We start from the raw sequence: 14889 nt of genomic DNA, 5'->3' as shown, positions 1-14889 counted from the left end.
AATGTAGGAGAAGTGGACCAGCTGCATTCCCGGGAAACAGCGGGCGCAGCCGGTCCGGAAAGGGCGTTAGCGCACCCACGCAGGCGTCACGATGTCGCCAACCTTCTGATCACCCACGACCATACGCACCCGTTCACCGTTCTGCACCTGGAACAGCTGGGCCGGCTGAGTATCCGAGCCATTGTCGATGAAGTTGCGCTCATTAAAGGCAAAAGTCCCAACAAGGCCTTCGTACTTCATCGAACGGATCGCATCGGCGACTGCGGAGTGATCGCTCGCGTCACCCACCTGCTCGACCGCAGCGGCCCACATGTAAACCATGTCATAAACCGCCGCCGCGAGGCTGACAGAGGGTTCAAACCCATAGGCTGTTTCCCAACGTTCCACAAAGGCGTTCCCTGCTGCATTGTCCTGATGAGCATTCAGCGTGAAAGACAGCAGACCTTCGGCATTGCCCTGCCGGATCACGTCATCCAGCCCGGTTGTCGCGCCGATATAACCCACGTTCAGCAGCGCCGAACCGGCGGGGTTTTCCTTGTACTGGGACAGGAAGGTGGTCGCCACCGCAGGCTCCAGCGCTTCCAGATATATCAGCGCAGGCTCGGCGGCGCGGATCTGGCTTTGGATGCCGGTCCATTCTACGGTGTCATAGGGCACTTCCTGAAAGTAAACGACTTCCCAGCCTGCAGCCTCTGCCGCTTCCGCCATGGATTTGGCGTTGTTGATGTCCCACTCAAAATCGCCATGCACGATGGCCAGTCGATTGTTTTCAAACGCATAGCCAGTGTTCAACACCATGTCGAACTGGGCCTTGCCATAGTTCAGGTCGATATCTGAAGCGTTAAAGATCGCATTGCAGCGCATCCGTTCGGCCAGGTCGATCACGCCCGCAACCGCGTCATTGTGGATATAGGGAATACCATAAGGACAGAAGGCCGGGATATCCGGCCCCATGCCGCCATAGCCGTTGATCAGGGCGCTGACGCCCTCGCGTTCGATCAGATTAGCAGCAGCAGCGGCCAACTTGTCCGGGGTCAGATCGCCGATGTCGAAGGTCACGACCTCAACCTCACTCCCCAGCAAGCCGCCCTTTGCGTTGATCTCACCTACGGCGAGATTGATCGCCTGCTCCATCGTTTCGCCATCGGCAGCGAAATACCCGGTCAACGGAATCGGCGCGCCCAGCGAAATACTGTCCGCCATCGCGATACTGCCAAGCGCCGTCATCGCACAGGCCGCAGCCCCTGTCTGGATCGCCTTGAATGTTGTTGTGAAAGCCATGTGGTTCCTCCCGTTTGGAACTTTTTCAGGTTCTTGAGCGGGCACGGTCGGCGATGCGTTGGCCGCATCCCACCGTAGCCCGGAAACAGATTCCGGGCCGGTCCGCCTGGTTGAATGAACGGCCCCTTATCCAGCAGGGCCTGATCGACGCCATCGGGAACAAACCCCGGCGGCGTTGATCCATTTCCTAACCAGTGAACCTGCAGAATCGCGCCTGAAATCTCTTCAGCCTTGGGATGAAGTTTCGTCGGGTGACAACAATGGGCTGTGATTGCGACGGTTAAGGTCGAAACCAAATTGGAGACACACATGACCAATCAGGACCGCAACAAGGCCACCGTCGCTGATATCTACGCGACCTGCTGGAACAAGAACGATATGCAGCGCGTCGATGAGATCTTTGACGAAAACGTGCGCCATGGGCTGCTGCTGGAGGGTTGGCCGTCGGGTCGCGACGGGTTCAAAAAGCTAGTGGCCTTCTGGCGCGAGGCCTTTCCCGACATCCACGAAGACGCGATTGACCTAGTCGCCGATGGCGACACGGTCATGTCCCGCTTTCGCCTGCGCGGCACGCATCAGGGCGATTTCTACGGGATTCCGGGAACAGGCCGCAAAATCGACATCTTTGGTGCCGAGTGGTTCAAGTTTGACGAGCACGGCAAGGTCACCGACTACCTTTATCACGAAGATACTCTGGGCCTGTTCTTTCAATTGGGCGTGATGCCGTTGCCACATCTTGCCATCGCAGGCGTCGACGGCGCGGAAAAGTAAGGCACAGCCCATGGACCTCTCTACCCTCCCCACTGTGCTGAGTGATGAATCCCTGTCCAACACCATGCTTGGCAATGTGGTCGAACTTTGCATCGTTACCGATGATCACGTCAAAACGATGCAGGGGCTGACCCGGCTGGGGATTGGTCCATGGGCAGTCTACACCTTTTCGCCTGAAACGGTTACCGATCAGACCTATAACGGCCAGCCTTGCGAATTTGCTCTAAAGGTCTGTTTCGCCAAATCCGGCAACATGATCTGGGAACTGATGCAACCTCTTTGGGGGCCGTCGATCTTTCAGGATTTCCTGACCCGCAATGGCGCAGGTTTTCACCACGTGGCCTATGACTGCAACGACATTCCGTGGGAAGAGCGCATCGAGGCTCTTGAAGCGCGTGGCTTTCGTATGGTGCAGTCGGGCAAGTGGATGGGGCGCAATGCTTTTGCGTTTTTCGACACAGAAGATAGCACCAGAACCACCTTTGAAACCTACCAATTTCCCGAAGAATGGGACTACCCAGAACCGGAAAGTTGGTATCCCTCCCCGCCTCCGTCAGACACGCGACAGAGAAATTTACTCCCATAACCCCGACCGACGTGCAGATCCGCCCGGCGTCGTCATTTATTAGGAGCTTCGCCATGGACAAGATCCCCGGCCTTGATTTCAGCAACCAGACCGTCATGGTTACCGGCGCCAGCCGTGGCATTGGCTACGGCGTCGCCCGCGCCTTTGCCGTGCATGGTGCCAGCGTGCACATCCTGTCCCAAGGGATCGATGTCCACAACGCCGCCACGACCTTGGCAAATGAGACTGGCCAAGAGGTAACCGGGTGGGTCTGTGACATCACCGACAGCGCGGGAGTAAAAGAGGTGTTCTCAGATATTCCCTCATTAGACGTGCTGGTCGCTAATGCCGGGCTTGAAGATGTTACACCCATTAAAGATCAGAGTGATGAAGCTGAAGCCAGGTTTCGCCGTATCATAGACATCAACATCAATGGCACATATCTCACGACCCGTGCGGCGGTGCCATTCATGGGGCAAGGTGGGCGGATCATCATCACCGCATCTATCTGGGGCACCACGGCGGAACCAGATCTCGGTGCCTATATCGCATCGAAACATGCCAATATTGGCTTTATGCGTGTCATGGCCAAAGAGCTGGGCCCGCAAGGTATTCGTGTCAACGCTGTCTGTCCTGGCTGGGTCTTGACCGGCCCTGCTTTGAACACGTTGCATGAAATGGCACAGGACCGAGATGTCTCGGAAGATGTCATCAAAGAGGAAATCAGCGCAGGCCAGTCCCTGCCTGGCGTACAAGACGTCAACGATATCGCACTGAGCTATCTGTATCTCGCCTCTCCATTAGCTGCCAACATCACCGGACAGAAGTTGAACGCCGATCGCGGGGCGGTCCAAGGATAATCAAGCATCGGATCAGGCCGAACTGGATGAAAAGGATACGCGCTCGATCCGTCCGGATCCAACGTCCCTTTCACGAGGTTCTGATCATGCAAAACATTAGAATATCTACCGCTTCGCCTGAATTTTCCTCAGTTTTCCCGGCAGACGCTTTGCTGTCTGCTGGGAAACAACAATTGCTTCCGAACAAAGGCCCTTGCCATGACTGCTCCTGCCTCTTCCTTCGATCCCGGTCTACCTGACGGCACCAACCAAAGCCTCGACATTGCGATTTCGCCCGATGGCACCCCGGAACAGGGCCGCCGCTACGACATTCCCGCGCGTTGCGGCATGGCTGTACGTGTCAAGGCAGGAGAGCTTCTGACCATCACTAACCCTGTGGGCTATCAGGTCTGTGATTTTTGGATTTTTAACGTTGATGATCTGCAAGAATACAGTTCGATGGAGCATCTGCATACCTCGATCCTGTCGCTCTTCCCCAAGGTCGGAGACGGCGTCATCTCGAACCTGCGCCGAGCGCTGATGACCATCACCGAAGACACCTCGCCCGGCATCCACGACACGGTTATCGCCAGCTGCGACCACGCGCGATATCAGCAGCTCGGCGTTGAGCACTACCACAACAACTGCACCGACAACCTGCGCCAGGCATTGATCGCCATCGGGTTACGCGCGCCTGCTGTTCCAGCCCCCTTCAATCTGTGGATGAACGTACCAGTGCAGCCAGACGGAACGCTCAGCTTTGAGCCGCCGGTGTCAAAGCCCGGTGATCACATGCGGTTCCGCGCTGAAATGGACGTTGTCGCCGTCATGTCCGCCTGCCCGCAGGATGTGACACCGGTTAACGGTGAAGGCACCTTTCCTGCAGGGCTGTCATTCCAGGTCGATCAGAGCTGACTTGTAGACTGTGATGAATGAACTGCTTCTCTCCGGTCGATGGGTGATATTGTCTCCCCATGACATCCGAACGGATCATACGTTGCTGGTCCGGTGCGGCCGGGTGGCCGAAGCCGGACCAATGGCACAGATGCGCGCACGCCACCCTGGCCTGCCCGAATTTGGCGGCGTGGACTGCGCCGTCCTTCCCGGTCTGATCAACGCCCATCACCACTGCTATGGCGTAGAGCTCTCCAATCAGTGTATCAAGGACGACTTCCTCGAACCCTGGATGTTCAACGGCCCGGCGATGGTCGATCTGCCGCCGCAATTGGCAACCGGCCATGCGGCCCTGCGCCTGCTGCAAAGCGGGGTCACTACTGTGGTGGACATGTGCGCCGCAGGGCCGGATCGCGCGCGTGCCGAAACCCGCCTGCGAGACAAGGCACAGGCCTACCGCCGCGTCGGCCTGCGCGCCGTCATCGCACCGGGCGAGCGTTGGTCAAACCGCATCATTCATGGCGCGGGCGAGGAAGCCGCGTTTCTCGCCACTCTGCCGCCGCCCCTGCACGCCCGCCTGCGCAAGGCCGAAGCCGCGCGTCAGCGACTGACGCCCGCCGACTACCTCGATCTGCTGGGCGATCTGATTGGTGAAAACGACGGGCAAACAGACTTCTGGTTCGGCCCAACCGGTCCCCAATGGATGTCCGAAGATCTGCTCGCCGACATCGCGCGCCATGCGGAACGGCTTGATGCCCGGGTGCAGACCCACGCGCTGGAAAGTCACTATGAAAACATCGAAAGTCCTCGCATTCACGGCCATTCGGCGATCGAACATTTCGCACGGCATGGTCTCCTGAATGGTCGCCTGTCTCTGGCGCATGCGGTCTGGGCGACTGACGCCGATCTGGATCAGATTGCTCGCGCCGGCACACAAATCAGCCATAATCCCGGCTCAAACCTACGACTGCGTTCCGGCATCGCGCCTGCTTCCCGGATGCGCGCGGCCGGTGTCACCACTGCGCTCGGTATGGACGGCACAACACTCGCCGGGGATGAAGACATGTTCGCCGAAATGCGTCTCGCCCTGCATCTGAACCGCCCGCCGCATTCCTCTGCCCCATCTCTCACAGCCCGCGACGTTCTGGAAATGGCGACGGTGGGTGGTGCCCGTCTGCTGGGGCGCGCGGATGAGCTGGGACAACTGCATCCGGGCTTTCTCGCAGATGCGGTGGTTCTGGATCTGACGCGTCTGCTCAGACCCTGGACGGATCCTTCCACTGACCCGGCAGAGCTAATCATTGCGCGCGCCAAGGCCTGTGATGTTCGTGATGTGCTGGTCGGGGGGCGCTCCGCCTTACTGGATGGCACGCCCGTCGGCATCAGCGAAGACGCCCTGATGGACGATCTGCGCGCCGCGCTGGACGCACAACCGCCGAACCCGGACGCCCGTGACCTACAAGCCGATCTGCACCCCTGGCTGATGGATTGGTACGCCCGCTGGGATCAGGACCACGCAAACACCCACCCCCCGGTGCAGCGCTACGGCGCCCGGCCCCTGCCGACAGGAAAGGAAACATCATGATCCGAAATCCGATCAAATGGCCGGGAGGCGCACGCTGCGCCTGTGCCATCAGTTTTGACATAGACGCCGATAGCTTGATCCACATCTCGCGCCCCCGCGATGGCCATGATCGTCTCTATCCGATCTCGATGGGCCGATACGGCCCCACCGTGGCGATCCCCCGGATCCTCGAAACCTATCGCAAATTCGGACTAAAACAGTCCTTTTTCGTCCCTGGCTGGGTGGTCGAACAATATCCCGACACGATGGAAATGATCCTGAAGGACGGCCACGAGATAGGTCATCATGGATATCTGCACGAAGATCCTACTACCCATGGCCCTGCTGAACAGCGCGAATGGTTCGAACGGACACTCGACGCGCACAAACGGGTTATTGGCAACACACCTCGCGGCTACCGCGCGCCGGTCTACAACGTCAATCAAACAGTGATCGACCTCATGGTTGAACACGGCTTTGAGTATGAAAGCTCTCTAATGGCCGACGATGTCCCCTATCTGATGAAGACGGATAAGGGATCTTTGGTTGAACTTCCTGTACATTGGGGCACGGATGATTGGCCTCCTTTTGCCCATTATGACGAAATTGGATATATGATGCCCGTGGCAGGCCCCAGCCATGGCCTACAGGGTTTTTGGGAGGAATTCGAAGCCCAGTACGAGGCGGGGGGGTTCTGGCTGGCAATTTGGCACCCCTTTCTGACCGGACGGTTGGCGCGTTGGCGTCAGGTAGAAGCCTGGCTTGAAACAGTACTGAACCTCGGCGATGTCTGGTTCGCACCGATGCACGAGATCGCAGCCCACGTGCGGGCCGAGGCGGCAAAGGATCCCAATGCCGTCCGCATCGAAAATCTGCCATATTATACCAAACCCGTATTGTTCTGATGTCCGCTGTCCTGAACCTGGCGCGAACCTTGGAGCGCGCTGACCTCCCATCTGCGAAGCATGTGTTCTTACGCAGGGATGACGCTCGGCTTTTTGAGCTGGCGCGTAGTTTCGACACCTGCGCTGCCCATGGGCTCGCCATTGGTCCTCTCGCCGGCCGGATTGTTGTTATCAAAGGCAATATTGACGTCCAAGGTTTTCCCACCAACGCCGGGTCGCGCAGTTTCACTGCCTCCCCGCCAGCCGACAGTGCACCTCTGGTACAGAACTTGGTGGATTCGGGAGGCGTGCCAATGGGGCAGGCCAACATGTCTGAATTTGCCTTTTCAGGTCTGGGGTTGAATCCGCATTTCGGCACAGCACGCAATGCTCTGGATCCTGATTTGGTGCCAGGCGGATCCTCCTCGGGCTGCGCCACAGCCGTGTCACTTGGTATCGCGGATATGGCGATTGGCACAGATACTTCGGGATCCACTCGAGTGCCTGCTGCCTGTCAGGGGATTTACGGGTTTCGCCCGACAATGGGGCGCTACAATGGCCAAGGTATCGTTCCACTGGCGCCTTCACTCGACACACCAGGGCCGATGGCGCGCAATATGATCTCGCTGTTGCAACTGGACATGGCTCTGCGCAGAGAAACAACAAACACGCCTGACATTCCGCTACCTCGGCTAATCGTCCCCGAACCCAAACATTTGGAACCCCTGCACCCGGAAATCCGCGCGATGTTCGCCTGTGCCGCCCGTGAGTTAGCCTATGCAGGTCATAGAATTGAGGTTCGAGCGTTGCCTGTCCTAGATGACCTGGGTGAGCTGTTTCGCAGGCACGGCACCCTTGTCGCTGTCGAAGCTCCAGAAACCCTCGCCGGTCTTGCTGATCTGGATGATCCCCAGATCGACCCTGTGATCCGTCAGCGTCTAAAGGCATCGCAGTCCATCGCTCCTGCTGCAGCGGCTCACATACGTGCCGCCCGTGCAACTCTGAAGACAAAGCTCGCAAAGCAGTTAGATGGTGATCTCCTCGTTTTACCTACTCTTTCTGGGCCCCCTCCACGGCTGCGGGCCGTACAGGATAACAGAGAAGCCTTTGCAACCGAGAACGCCCGTATCTTGCGGCTCAGCATGCTGGGAGCCTATCTCGACATGCCCTCGCTGGCCATGCCCTGCGGAACTCGCCCAGGCCACTCCCTGACTCTCGCGGGCGTCTCCGGTGATGATGACCGGGTACTGTGGACGGGGCAACAGATCGAACCCCTCCTCTCCCCTTTAGCATCGGAGGTACTAGCATGACCAAATCCGAAACGTTCGAAACTGACCGAGTAGAGATCGCAGCTCTGATCAAAAGCCAGTTTCGCGCATTGTGCTGGGACGAAACAACTCCGCCAGATACCCAAGTGTTGACTGCATCGTATCTGCCAGATGCACTGCTTTACGCATCGCCCCGACCAGCTAAACCGCAAACCGTTGAACAATTTGCAACCCGCATGGTTGGCTTACGCAACAACGGCTCAATGCCGGTATTCCAGGAAAAAGGCCGGGGACTGCATATCTGGATCGCGGGCAATGTTGCCATCGCCTTGGCCGGTTGCGAAATGCATGAAAACTGTACCGAGGTGACTGAAGATATCAGCGCTTTCCTGCTGGTGCGTAACCCTGACGGTTGGGCCATAGCTGGCCAGGCTTGGGACGTTCTGCCTTCAATCACCGCCACCTTCGCCGTCAATGGTCTGGATGACACCCCCTTTGACGTATGATCCTTCAGTAAAACAGGAGCACCTAACCATGCCCAAATCCCTGCTCATCATTCATTCCAGTGCCCGCGCAAACCGCTCTCTTACCCGAGAGTTAGCGCAAATTTTTGAAGATAACTGGACAGCATCAGGTGGCGGAGCGATCACCCATCGCGATGTAGGTCTGACCCCGCCCAAGATCATCAATGAGGGCTGGATCGCTGCTGCCTTTACCGACCCGGCCGAGCTAACCACTGTTCAACGTGAGGTGCTTGCTGAATCCGACGCACTCATAGAGGAAATCAAGTCCGCCGGTGTCATCGCTCTATGCGCGCCCATGTACAATTATTCGATGCCAGCTGCGCTCAAGGCGTGGTTTGATCTGATCGCGCGTGTCGGTGTCACCTTCAGTTTTGACCTGTCGCGCGGCGACACGCCGATCGAACCGATCCTGACCGGCAAGAAGCTCGTGGTGCTGTCCTCGCGCGGGGAGTTCGGCTTTGCTCCTGGCGGCGAACGCGCCCACCTTAACGGCTTGGACCCGGCCATCGCCGCCAGCGCCCACTACCTCGGCGCCGACGCACGCGAGATGGAAACCATCGCCATCGAATATCAAGAATTCGGAGACAGACGTTTCGAGGATTCTGTGGCCACGGCCCAAGCTCGCGCGAAGCAGGCAGCACGCGAATTGGCAATCTGAATCCAGAAATCAACGGATCCGGCTAAATCGCATCTCTTCAAAGATAAAAGGTAACCTGTCGCACCGTTTCAATCCGTTTGGTGCGACAACCCGGCTTTACTGTACAAATTGGTTGTGGGATCCACCGTATGAATCCAACATGATAGCTGAACGGCATGGGCAGTTGGCATCCTACAAAATACAAGACCACGAACTGGTCGGCTCACAACGAGGCGTAGAAGCAGCGTGGATCCCTTATGATTTGGTTCGATCCTGGGAGGGCATGGCGGCCACCACCGAGCAGGAAGCGTGGTCTTCAGCAGCAGCTCAACGATGCGGCAACCCAAGCCTATCTGATCATGAAAGTACTGTTTGGCATGCCCCTGAGACAAACGACTGGGGCTGCCCCGCAAACGTGACATCAGATCGATGACCGATCACGACATTAAACAGATTTGCGACCGCTTGAACAATACGCCCCGTGAACAGCCCCACTTGAGTGGTCCAAATTGAAAGTTAGTGCATGGTTGGCCTTTGCTCCATCGGGACGATGGTCTCTGGCGCAGGTGGGCGGTAGCCCAGAGCACTGTGAGGTCGTTTTGTGTTGTAGTGTTTCCTCAAGTTTTCAATGATGATCTCGGCCTCTCGTAACGAGAAAAAGACCTTACCGTTCAGCAATTCATCTCGCATCCGTTCATTGAAGCTCTCAAAGTATCCGTTCTCCCATGCACTGCCCGGCAGGACATCGCATCGCGATGTCCCGAAAGGGGTGATCCAGGCTCAATGTATGCGGTCTTGGCGCCGACAGGCGGTGTTTACACCGCCGAGAGGGGTCAACCAGCGTTCCGCAACAGGGCCGCAACCCTGCGGTAGCCATATCGACCGTATTGACGTGTCAGTTCGATCATGTCGGCGACCAAACGTTCCTCGTCAGTACGCCCCTGTGGCAATCGCCGTTGTATGGATCGATGCTGGCCCAAGACGCGACAAACACGACGTTCGGAAACCTTCATCTGACAACGTACTAGATCGATGCAAGCACGCCGACGCGAGGGGCTCAGAAGTTTCCCTTTGCGGCCTCCGACGGGATCAATTTGTCCAGTGTCAGGTCCGATACCGCCCGACGCAGGCGCTCGTTCTCCTACTGTAGCCGCTTCAGTTCCTTGAGTTGTTCCGTGCCCATTCCGCCATACTTCTTCTTCCAGCGGTAATAGGTTTGTTCAGTCACACCGATCGGTCTGATCGCGTCTATCCGAGGCATGCCTAGCCCCATCAATACTTCAACCTGTCGTAAGTTCACGACAATCTCTTCAGGTTTGGGTCTCTTAATCGCCATCTATGGTCCTCCGATGTCCTAATTTTTAGAGGCGGACCACTTCTTGGAGGGAGGCACACCTGAGGCCAACAAGAGTCGCAGTTCAGGTATCGCTCACAGATGCTAGGATTTCTCCTTTGAGCTTAGGATCTTCACAAGGCTTGAAGTTTTTTTTGGTGTGCGAACCAATTCTAACCCATCTTGAATATGGGTGAGGTGCTCGATTGTCAGTTGTTTCGCAGCACTTCTGTCTCCCCTTTCAATAGCATTCAAAATTTCATCATGCTCGTCTTCACGACAGCTGGTACCTCTGCCAGCCCCGAATAAGCCGACAATCAGCGAAGTTCGGGTCACCAACTCCTTGACAATTCGAGTTAACAACGCGTTCCCTGACACGTCGGTCATTTTCACATGGAACTCACCAGAAAGCCGAATGATTTCAGGTCGGCTCCCTCTTTGTTTGGCCTGCTTTTCAAGTGCGACATGCTCACGAAGGATTTGGATCCGGGATTGATCGATAGGAAGGCTCAGGGGGACTGTCACAATTTTGAATTACTCGTGAAACGAGGATGGGGCCATGCGTGCAATTTCTGCCAGGTTCCTAAAGACAGTTCTGATCATGGTGATGGGTTCGGCAGTAGGTAAAGAGGGGCATAAATTGAGCTGAATTCTGAGTTTTGGCCATTTTCCTGAGGCTAATATTCCCTTTCAGCCAGCTGCTGGCATGTTTCGACTTAAGTTTTTTGCCCTTTAGGTGATCCAAAAATTGTAACCATCCGTAGTCTTGGTATGATGCAGACAGTGTTAGAACATCACCAGGTAGGACAGGCGCCAAAGGGCCCGCCCAAGACAGGACGAGCCGTGCCGCAACAATCCCCGCAAATGTCACAGATGACGGTCTGGTTGGTCGCAGTGCGCGATGAGCGCGATCGCGATGCCTTTGGGTCTTTGTTCGATTATTTTGCGCCTCGTCTTAAGGGCTTCATCATGCGCTCGGGCACAGGAGCTGCCCAGGCAGAAGAGATCGTGCAGGATGTGATGTTGACCGTTTGGCGCAAGGCCACGATGTTCGATCCGCATCGCGCCCAGGCTTCTGCTTGGATTTATCAAATCGCTCGAAATCGGCAGATCGATATTATCCGCAAAGAAAACCGACCTGTTCCTGATGAGTTGGCACAGGATCCGGGTTCTGAACCGGATGCCAGTCAGATCTTGGCGTTTGATCAAGAGGCAGAGCAGTTGAAAAGCGCTCTGGACCAACTGCAACCCGACCAGAAAGAGATGATCGAGAAAGCCTATATGGGGGATCTCACCCATCAGGAAATCAGCGTTCAGACCGGGTTGCCGCTTGGCACCGTAAAATCACGAATTCGTCTTGGCCTTAACCGGCTGCGCAAAGAACTAAAGGGGTTGCGATAGATGTCTGCAATCACACACCACATTCCAGACGATATGATGGCGGCCTATGCCGCAGGCACGCTACCGCATCCTTTTGCTATGGTTGTTGCGGCCCATGTCTCACTTTGTGAGGATTGTCGTGCGACTTTGGAATCCTATCACGCTGTTGGCGGAGCCTTGCTGGAGCAGACTGCAGATATCGCTGTATCTAGTGGCTTGAAATCCAATTTGATGGCGCTGTTGGATGACCCAGTCCATCCTGAACCAGTATACGAGGCGAAGGGCATCTACCCAGGCCCGGTGATGGAGGCATTGAAAGGAAGGCAGCCGCGCTGGAGAACACTTGGGATGGGGGTGAAACAGAGCATCCTTTCAGAAACGGACGGTGGATCAGCCCGGTTGCTGTACATACCGGCGGGGCAAGCGGTTCCTGATCACAGCCACAACGGGCTGGAGTTAACACTGGTTCTACAAGGGAGCTTCAGTGATGAGACCGGTCGCTTTGGCGTTGGAGATGTAGAGATCGGCGACGAAGATCTTGAGCACACCCCAATTGCCGACGCTGGCGACGCCTGTATATGCCTTGCAGCAACAGATGCGCCATTGCGTTTCAACGCATTTATGCCGCGATTGCTGCAACCACTGTTTCGCATTTAGGTCCTGCCATACACTTCCTTCAAAAGCCCGCAGTCAGCGGGCTTTTTTTATTTAAGAACCTGTATTTAATAACATATTCGTGATGTTGAGATCTGCCAAGCCTCCTGCTGCGTACCCTTAGTACGATCCAAAGAGAAATGAAAACACACTCAATAGTTTGCTTGGAGATAGATCATGAAAACCACATTCAAAACCGCCCTCGCCGCCCTTGCCCTGGCAACATCTGTTAGCGCAGCACAGGCCAATACAATCGTAGAGATCGCAGCAGGGGACGAGCGTTTCTCGACCTTGGTGGCAGCAGTTGGCGCGGCTGGTCTGGCCGATGCCCTTTCTGGGCCGGGGCCATTTACGGTCTACGCCCCGACAAACCAGGCCTTTGCGGCATTGCCAGAAGGGACGGTTGAGACGCTGCTGAAACCGGAAAACAAAGGCCAACTGACAAATGTGCTTTTGTACCATGTGGATGATAGAAAGCTGTCTGCTGATATGATCCCAGCCGGCTCCAACTACTTCAAACCGCTGCTGACCAGCGAGCGCCTATGCATTACTGCTGGCACAGAAGGGGTGAAGATTGCCGATGGGTCCGGGCAAATGGCCAATGTCGTGATTGCAGATATTCAGGCAGACAATGGCGTGATCCATGTGATCGACAAAGTCCTGCTGCCCGGAAGCCTCCCAGCCTGTCACTAACAAAAAAAGGCCCCGCATAATGGCGGGGCCTGCCTATTTGAAACGATAGACCACCCAGTCTGGTAAAGAAGACAGCGCTTTGATGAACCAGGAAAAGGGCCGAGGAAAATCTGTCCGAAACCGCTGCCGCTGCATGGCCCGGAGCACATGATCAGCAGCCTCTTCAGCTGACATCAACTGTGGCATCGCAAATTCGTTTTTGTCCGTCAGGCGTGTTTTGATGAAGCCGGGGTTAACAAGACGTACGGCCACACCGCTGCCTCGCAGGTCGTGGCGCATGGTTTCAGCCAAACTGATCAGCGCTGCCTTGCTTGCTGCATATCCTATGGCTGCTGGCAATCCGTGATATCCTGCCAGTGATCCGACCAAGGTGATGTTCCCCTGACCCTTGGCGATAAACGCGGGCAAGACATGCCCCAGAACCCGCACAGCCCCAGCAAAATTCACCTCCATCATTGCCAGGGCTTCGGCGCTGTCCCAGTCTTGGCTTCGCATTGGGGTATAGGCGCCGGCATTGTAGATTACCCCATCGATCGGCCCCAGGTTTTTTGCAGCCTCAGCAACTGAGCGACCATCTGTTACATCCATGGCCAGTGGTGTCGCAGCCCCAAGAGCCCAGGTCAGCTCTTGTAGCCGCCCCTGTGATCTGGCGGACACAATCACGTGCGCACCGGCGCCGACCAGGCCTTTGGCGATTTCCCGCCCCAATCCTTCGCTGGCGCCAATCAGCCAATAGGTCTTTCCCCTCAAATCATTCATGAGTTGATCCTAGAAGGGGAGCTGTCAGAGACGAGTGGTTCAGGTGGTTTAGGCTTGCGCAGGAACGGCGCACCTTTGAGCCAGAGCTTCACAGCCTGCCAGTAAATCAGTGCCACAATCCGCATTGCCCCTAAGGGGCGCCGAAAAGCGACCCCGGCCAGACGCGCTGTCGTCACCGGGCGACGCAGTCCGTTCAAGGTTGCCAGAACGCCCTGGTCCCGATTTTGATAAGATATGCGAATATTGAAGGCGCGATCTGTCATTTCAAAATTGAAACGATAGGTGCCTGCTACCTGCTGAAACGGCGAGACATGCATCAGTTTATCAGCCTCGATTTGATCGGAGCGCTTGATGGTGCGGAAATCACTATGTGCACAGAAATAGCAATGGCGGTGGCCAAAGGTATTGTTCACCTCCGCAACGAATGCGCAGGGCGCACCATCTATAGTCGCAATCCAGAAACTTACGGGATTGAAATGAAACCCCAAGAAGCTCGGCTGGGTTAAAAGCAGCAGCTTTGCCTGCTCAACCGGAAACCCGCGCTGTTGCAGCAATTGTCGAAACCAGACCACCCCCTGTCCCTTACCACGAGGACCGCCGTGGTGATGGTCATGTAGTGAAAAGAGGTTGAAACGGTTGCGCGACAACAAAGGGGCAGCGCCCTCAGTCAGATCGGTCAACACGTAATCCACTCCATATCGGAAGGCGTTTTTCAGACTTCCGCGACGGGCGTGATAAGTTTGGGCTGTAACAAGTTCAATCATAGTTAGGTTACGGGAAAAAACAGAAACTGGATCACCCCGCCAACTGTTTTTTACAGAGGAAAGTGATCCGGAGCCGCCG

The 14889-nt window shown here is 56.2% G+C and carries 16 protein-coding genes and 2 pseudogenes; 13 read left to right on the top strand and 5 right to left on the bottom strand.

From position 1 onward, the window contains the following. Positions 1 to 66 precede the first annotated feature (66 nt). Positions 67 to 1281, bottom strand: coding sequence for an ABC transporter substrate-binding protein (locus ED661_RS02395; RefSeq protein WP_122072362.1), 1215 nt, complete (start codon positions 1279 to 1281; stop codon positions 67 to 69). Between the two features lie 309 nt (positions 1282 to 1590). Here ED661_RS02395 and ED661_RS02390 point away from each other — a divergent pair, with 309 nt between their 5' ends. From ED661_RS02390 to ED661_RS02345, 10 genes and pseudogenes are all read left to right on the top strand, one after another. Beyond that, a complete protein-coding gene (locus tag ED661_RS02390; protein WP_122072361.1) occupies positions 1591 to 2052 on the top strand; it encodes an ester cyclase in 462 nt (153 codons plus the stop codon). Between the two features lie 10 nt (positions 2053 to 2062). Then, on the top strand, positions 2063 to 2638 hold the full coding sequence (locus ED661_RS02385; protein ID WP_122072360.1) for a VOC family protein: 576 nt from the start codon (positions 2063 to 2065) through the stop codon (positions 2636 to 2638). Positions 2639 to 2691: 53 nt separating this feature from the next. Further along, positions 2692 to 3477: an SDR family NAD(P)-dependent oxidoreductase gene (locus ED661_RS02380; protein WP_122072359.1), complete on the top strand. Its 786-nt coding sequence runs from the start codon at positions 2692 to 2694 to the stop codon at positions 3475 to 3477. 198 nt (positions 3478 to 3675) lie between these two features. After that, positions 3676 to 4371: a DUF1989 domain-containing protein gene (locus ED661_RS02375; RefSeq protein ID WP_122072358.1), complete on the top strand. Its 696-nt coding sequence runs from the start codon at positions 3676 to 3678 to the stop codon at positions 4369 to 4371. Between the two features lie 13 nt (positions 4372 to 4384). Further along, entirely contained in the window at positions 4385 to 5935 is a 1551-nt protein-coding gene (locus ED661_RS02370; RefSeq protein ID WP_122072357.1) for an amidohydrolase family protein, read from the top strand. Next, positions 5932 to 6819, top strand: coding sequence for a polysaccharide deacetylase (locus ED661_RS02365; RefSeq protein ID WP_122072356.1), 888 nt, complete (start codon positions 5932 to 5934; stop codon positions 6817 to 6819). The genes ED661_RS02370 and ED661_RS02365 overlap by 4 nt, the downstream gene beginning before the upstream one ends. Then, positions 6819 to 8108, top strand: a complete 1290-nt coding sequence (locus tag ED661_RS02360; protein WP_122072355.1) for an amidase — start codon at positions 6819 to 6821, stop codon at positions 8106 to 8108. Before ED661_RS02365 ends, ED661_RS02360 begins: the two co-directional genes overlap by 1 nt. Beyond that, on the top strand, positions 8105 to 8572 hold the full coding sequence (locus ED661_RS02355; RefSeq protein WP_122072354.1) for a hypothetical protein: 468 nt from the start codon (positions 8105 to 8107) through the stop codon (positions 8570 to 8572). Before ED661_RS02360 ends, ED661_RS02355 begins: the two co-directional genes overlap by 4 nt. A gap of 28 nt (positions 8573 to 8600) precedes the next feature. Next, the gene (locus tag ED661_RS02350) at positions 8601 to 9248 is read left to right on the top strand and encodes an FMN-dependent NADH-azoreductase (protein WP_122072353.1); all 648 of its coding nucleotides are present in this window, start codon (positions 8601 to 8603) and stop codon (positions 9246 to 9248) included. Positions 9249 to 9403: 155 nt separating this feature from the next. Next, a pseudogene (locus tag ED661_RS02345) lies at positions 9404 to 9628 on the top strand (transposase); the annotation flags it as partial. A gap of 115 nt (positions 9629 to 9743) precedes the next feature. On the opposite strand, the pseudogene ED661_RS02340 reads toward ED661_RS02345, so the two are convergent. Then, positions 9744 to 10563: pseudogene (locus tag ED661_RS02340) on the bottom strand (integrase core domain-containing protein). A 102-nt stretch (positions 10564 to 10665) separates the two neighbouring features. After that, complete coding sequence (locus tag ED661_RS02335; RefSeq protein ID WP_162930008.1) at positions 10666 to 11085, bottom strand: FCD domain-containing protein; 420 nt, start codon at positions 11083 to 11085, stop codon at positions 10666 to 10668. A 339-nt stretch (positions 11086 to 11424) separates the two neighbouring features. Between ED661_RS02335 and ED661_RS02330 the strand changes: the two genes are divergently transcribed. The 3 genes from ED661_RS02330 (at position 11425) to ED661_RS02320 (ending at position 13287) form a co-directional block, all read left to right on the top strand. After that, entirely contained in the window at positions 11425 to 11961 is a 537-nt protein-coding gene (locus tag ED661_RS02330) for a sigma-70 family RNA polymerase sigma factor (RefSeq protein ID WP_254054753.1), read from the top strand. After that, positions 11962 to 12597 carry a ChrR family anti-sigma-E factor gene (locus ED661_RS02325; protein WP_122072350.1) on the top strand — a complete coding sequence of 212 codons (636 nt, stop codon included), beginning with the start codon at positions 11962 to 11964 and terminating at the stop codon, positions 12595 to 12597. A 174-nt stretch (positions 12598 to 12771) separates the two neighbouring features. Then, on the top strand, positions 12772 to 13287 hold the full coding sequence (locus ED661_RS02320; protein WP_122072349.1) for a fasciclin domain-containing protein: 516 nt from the start codon (positions 12772 to 12774) through the stop codon (positions 13285 to 13287). A gap of 33 nt (positions 13288 to 13320) precedes the next feature. Here ED661_RS02320 and ED661_RS02315 read toward each other — a convergent pair whose 3' ends face one another. Next, positions 13321 to 14046, bottom strand: a complete 726-nt coding sequence (locus ED661_RS02315; protein ID WP_122072348.1) for an SDR family oxidoreductase — start codon at positions 14044 to 14046, stop codon at positions 13321 to 13323. After that, on the bottom strand, positions 14043 to 14810 hold the full coding sequence (locus tag ED661_RS02310) for a DUF1365 domain-containing protein (protein WP_122072347.1): 768 nt from the start codon (positions 14808 to 14810) through the stop codon (positions 14043 to 14045). The genes ED661_RS02315 and ED661_RS02310 overlap by 4 nt, the downstream gene beginning before the upstream one ends. Positions 14811 to 14889 lie beyond the last annotated feature (79 nt).

This window comes from Pseudophaeobacter sp. EL27, assembly GCF_900313025.1.
In the GTDB taxonomy this organism is placed as follows: domain Bacteria; phylum Pseudomonadota; class Alphaproteobacteria; order Rhodobacterales; family Rhodobacteraceae; genus Pseudophaeobacter.
The sequence above is the reverse complement of the archived record's forward strand: the minus strand, read 5'-3'. Positions and strand labels throughout refer to the sequence as shown.

What these genes read in the sequence shown, in the direction of transcription:
- ED661_RS02395 (WP_122072362.1), bottom strand. Translation starts at nt 1,281, where the DNA reads ATGGCTTTCACAACAACATTCAAGGCGATCCAGACAGGGGCTGCGGCC.
- ED661_RS02390 (WP_122072361.1), top strand. Translation starts at nt 1,591, where the DNA reads ATGACCAATCAGGACCGCAACAAGGCCACCGTCGCTGATATCTACGCG.
- ED661_RS02385 (WP_122072360.1), top strand. Translation starts at nt 2,063, where the DNA reads ATGGACCTCTCTACCCTCCCCACTGTGCTGAGTGATGAATCCCTGTCC.
- ED661_RS02380 (WP_122072359.1), top strand. Translation starts at nt 2,692, where the DNA reads ATGGACAAGATCCCCGGCCTTGATTTCAGCAACCAGACCGTCATGGTT.
- ED661_RS02375 (WP_122072358.1), top strand. Translation starts at nt 3,676, where the DNA reads ATGACTGCTCCTGCCTCTTCCTTCGATCCCGGTCTACCTGACGGCACC.
- ED661_RS02370 (WP_122072357.1), top strand. Translation starts at nt 4,385, where the DNA reads ATGAATGAACTGCTTCTCTCCGGTCGATGGGTGATATTGTCTCCCCAT.
- ED661_RS02365 (WP_122072356.1), top strand. Translation starts at nt 5,932, where the DNA reads ATGATCCGAAATCCGATCAAATGGCCGGGAGGCGCACGCTGCGCCTGT.
- ED661_RS02360 (WP_122072355.1), top strand. Translation starts at nt 6,819, where the DNA reads ATGTCCGCTGTCCTGAACCTGGCGCGAACCTTGGAGCGCGCTGACCTC.
- ED661_RS02355 (WP_122072354.1), top strand. Translation starts at nt 8,105, where the DNA reads ATGACCAAATCCGAAACGTTCGAAACTGACCGAGTAGAGATCGCAGCT.
- ED661_RS02350 (WP_122072353.1), top strand. Translation starts at nt 8,601, where the DNA reads ATGCCCAAATCCCTGCTCATCATTCATTCCAGTGCCCGCGCAAACCGC.
- ED661_RS02330 (WP_254054753.1), top strand. Translation starts at nt 11,425, where the DNA reads ATGTCACAGATGACGGTCTGGTTGGTCGCAGTGCGCGATGAGCGCGAT.
- ED661_RS02325 (WP_122072350.1), top strand. Translation starts at nt 11,962, where the DNA reads ATGTCTGCAATCACACACCACATTCCAGACGATATGATGGCGGCCTAT.
- ED661_RS02320 (WP_122072349.1), top strand. Translation starts at nt 12,772, where the DNA reads ATGAAAACCACATTCAAAACCGCCCTCGCCGCCCTTGCCCTGGCAACA.
- ED661_RS02315 (WP_122072348.1), bottom strand. Translation starts at nt 14,046, where the DNA reads ATGAATGATTTGAGGGGAAAGACCTATTGGCTGATTGGCGCCAGCGAA.
- ED661_RS02310 (WP_122072347.1), bottom strand. Translation starts at nt 14,810, where the DNA reads ATGATTGAACTTGTTACAGCCCAAACTTATCACGCCCGTCGCGGAAGT.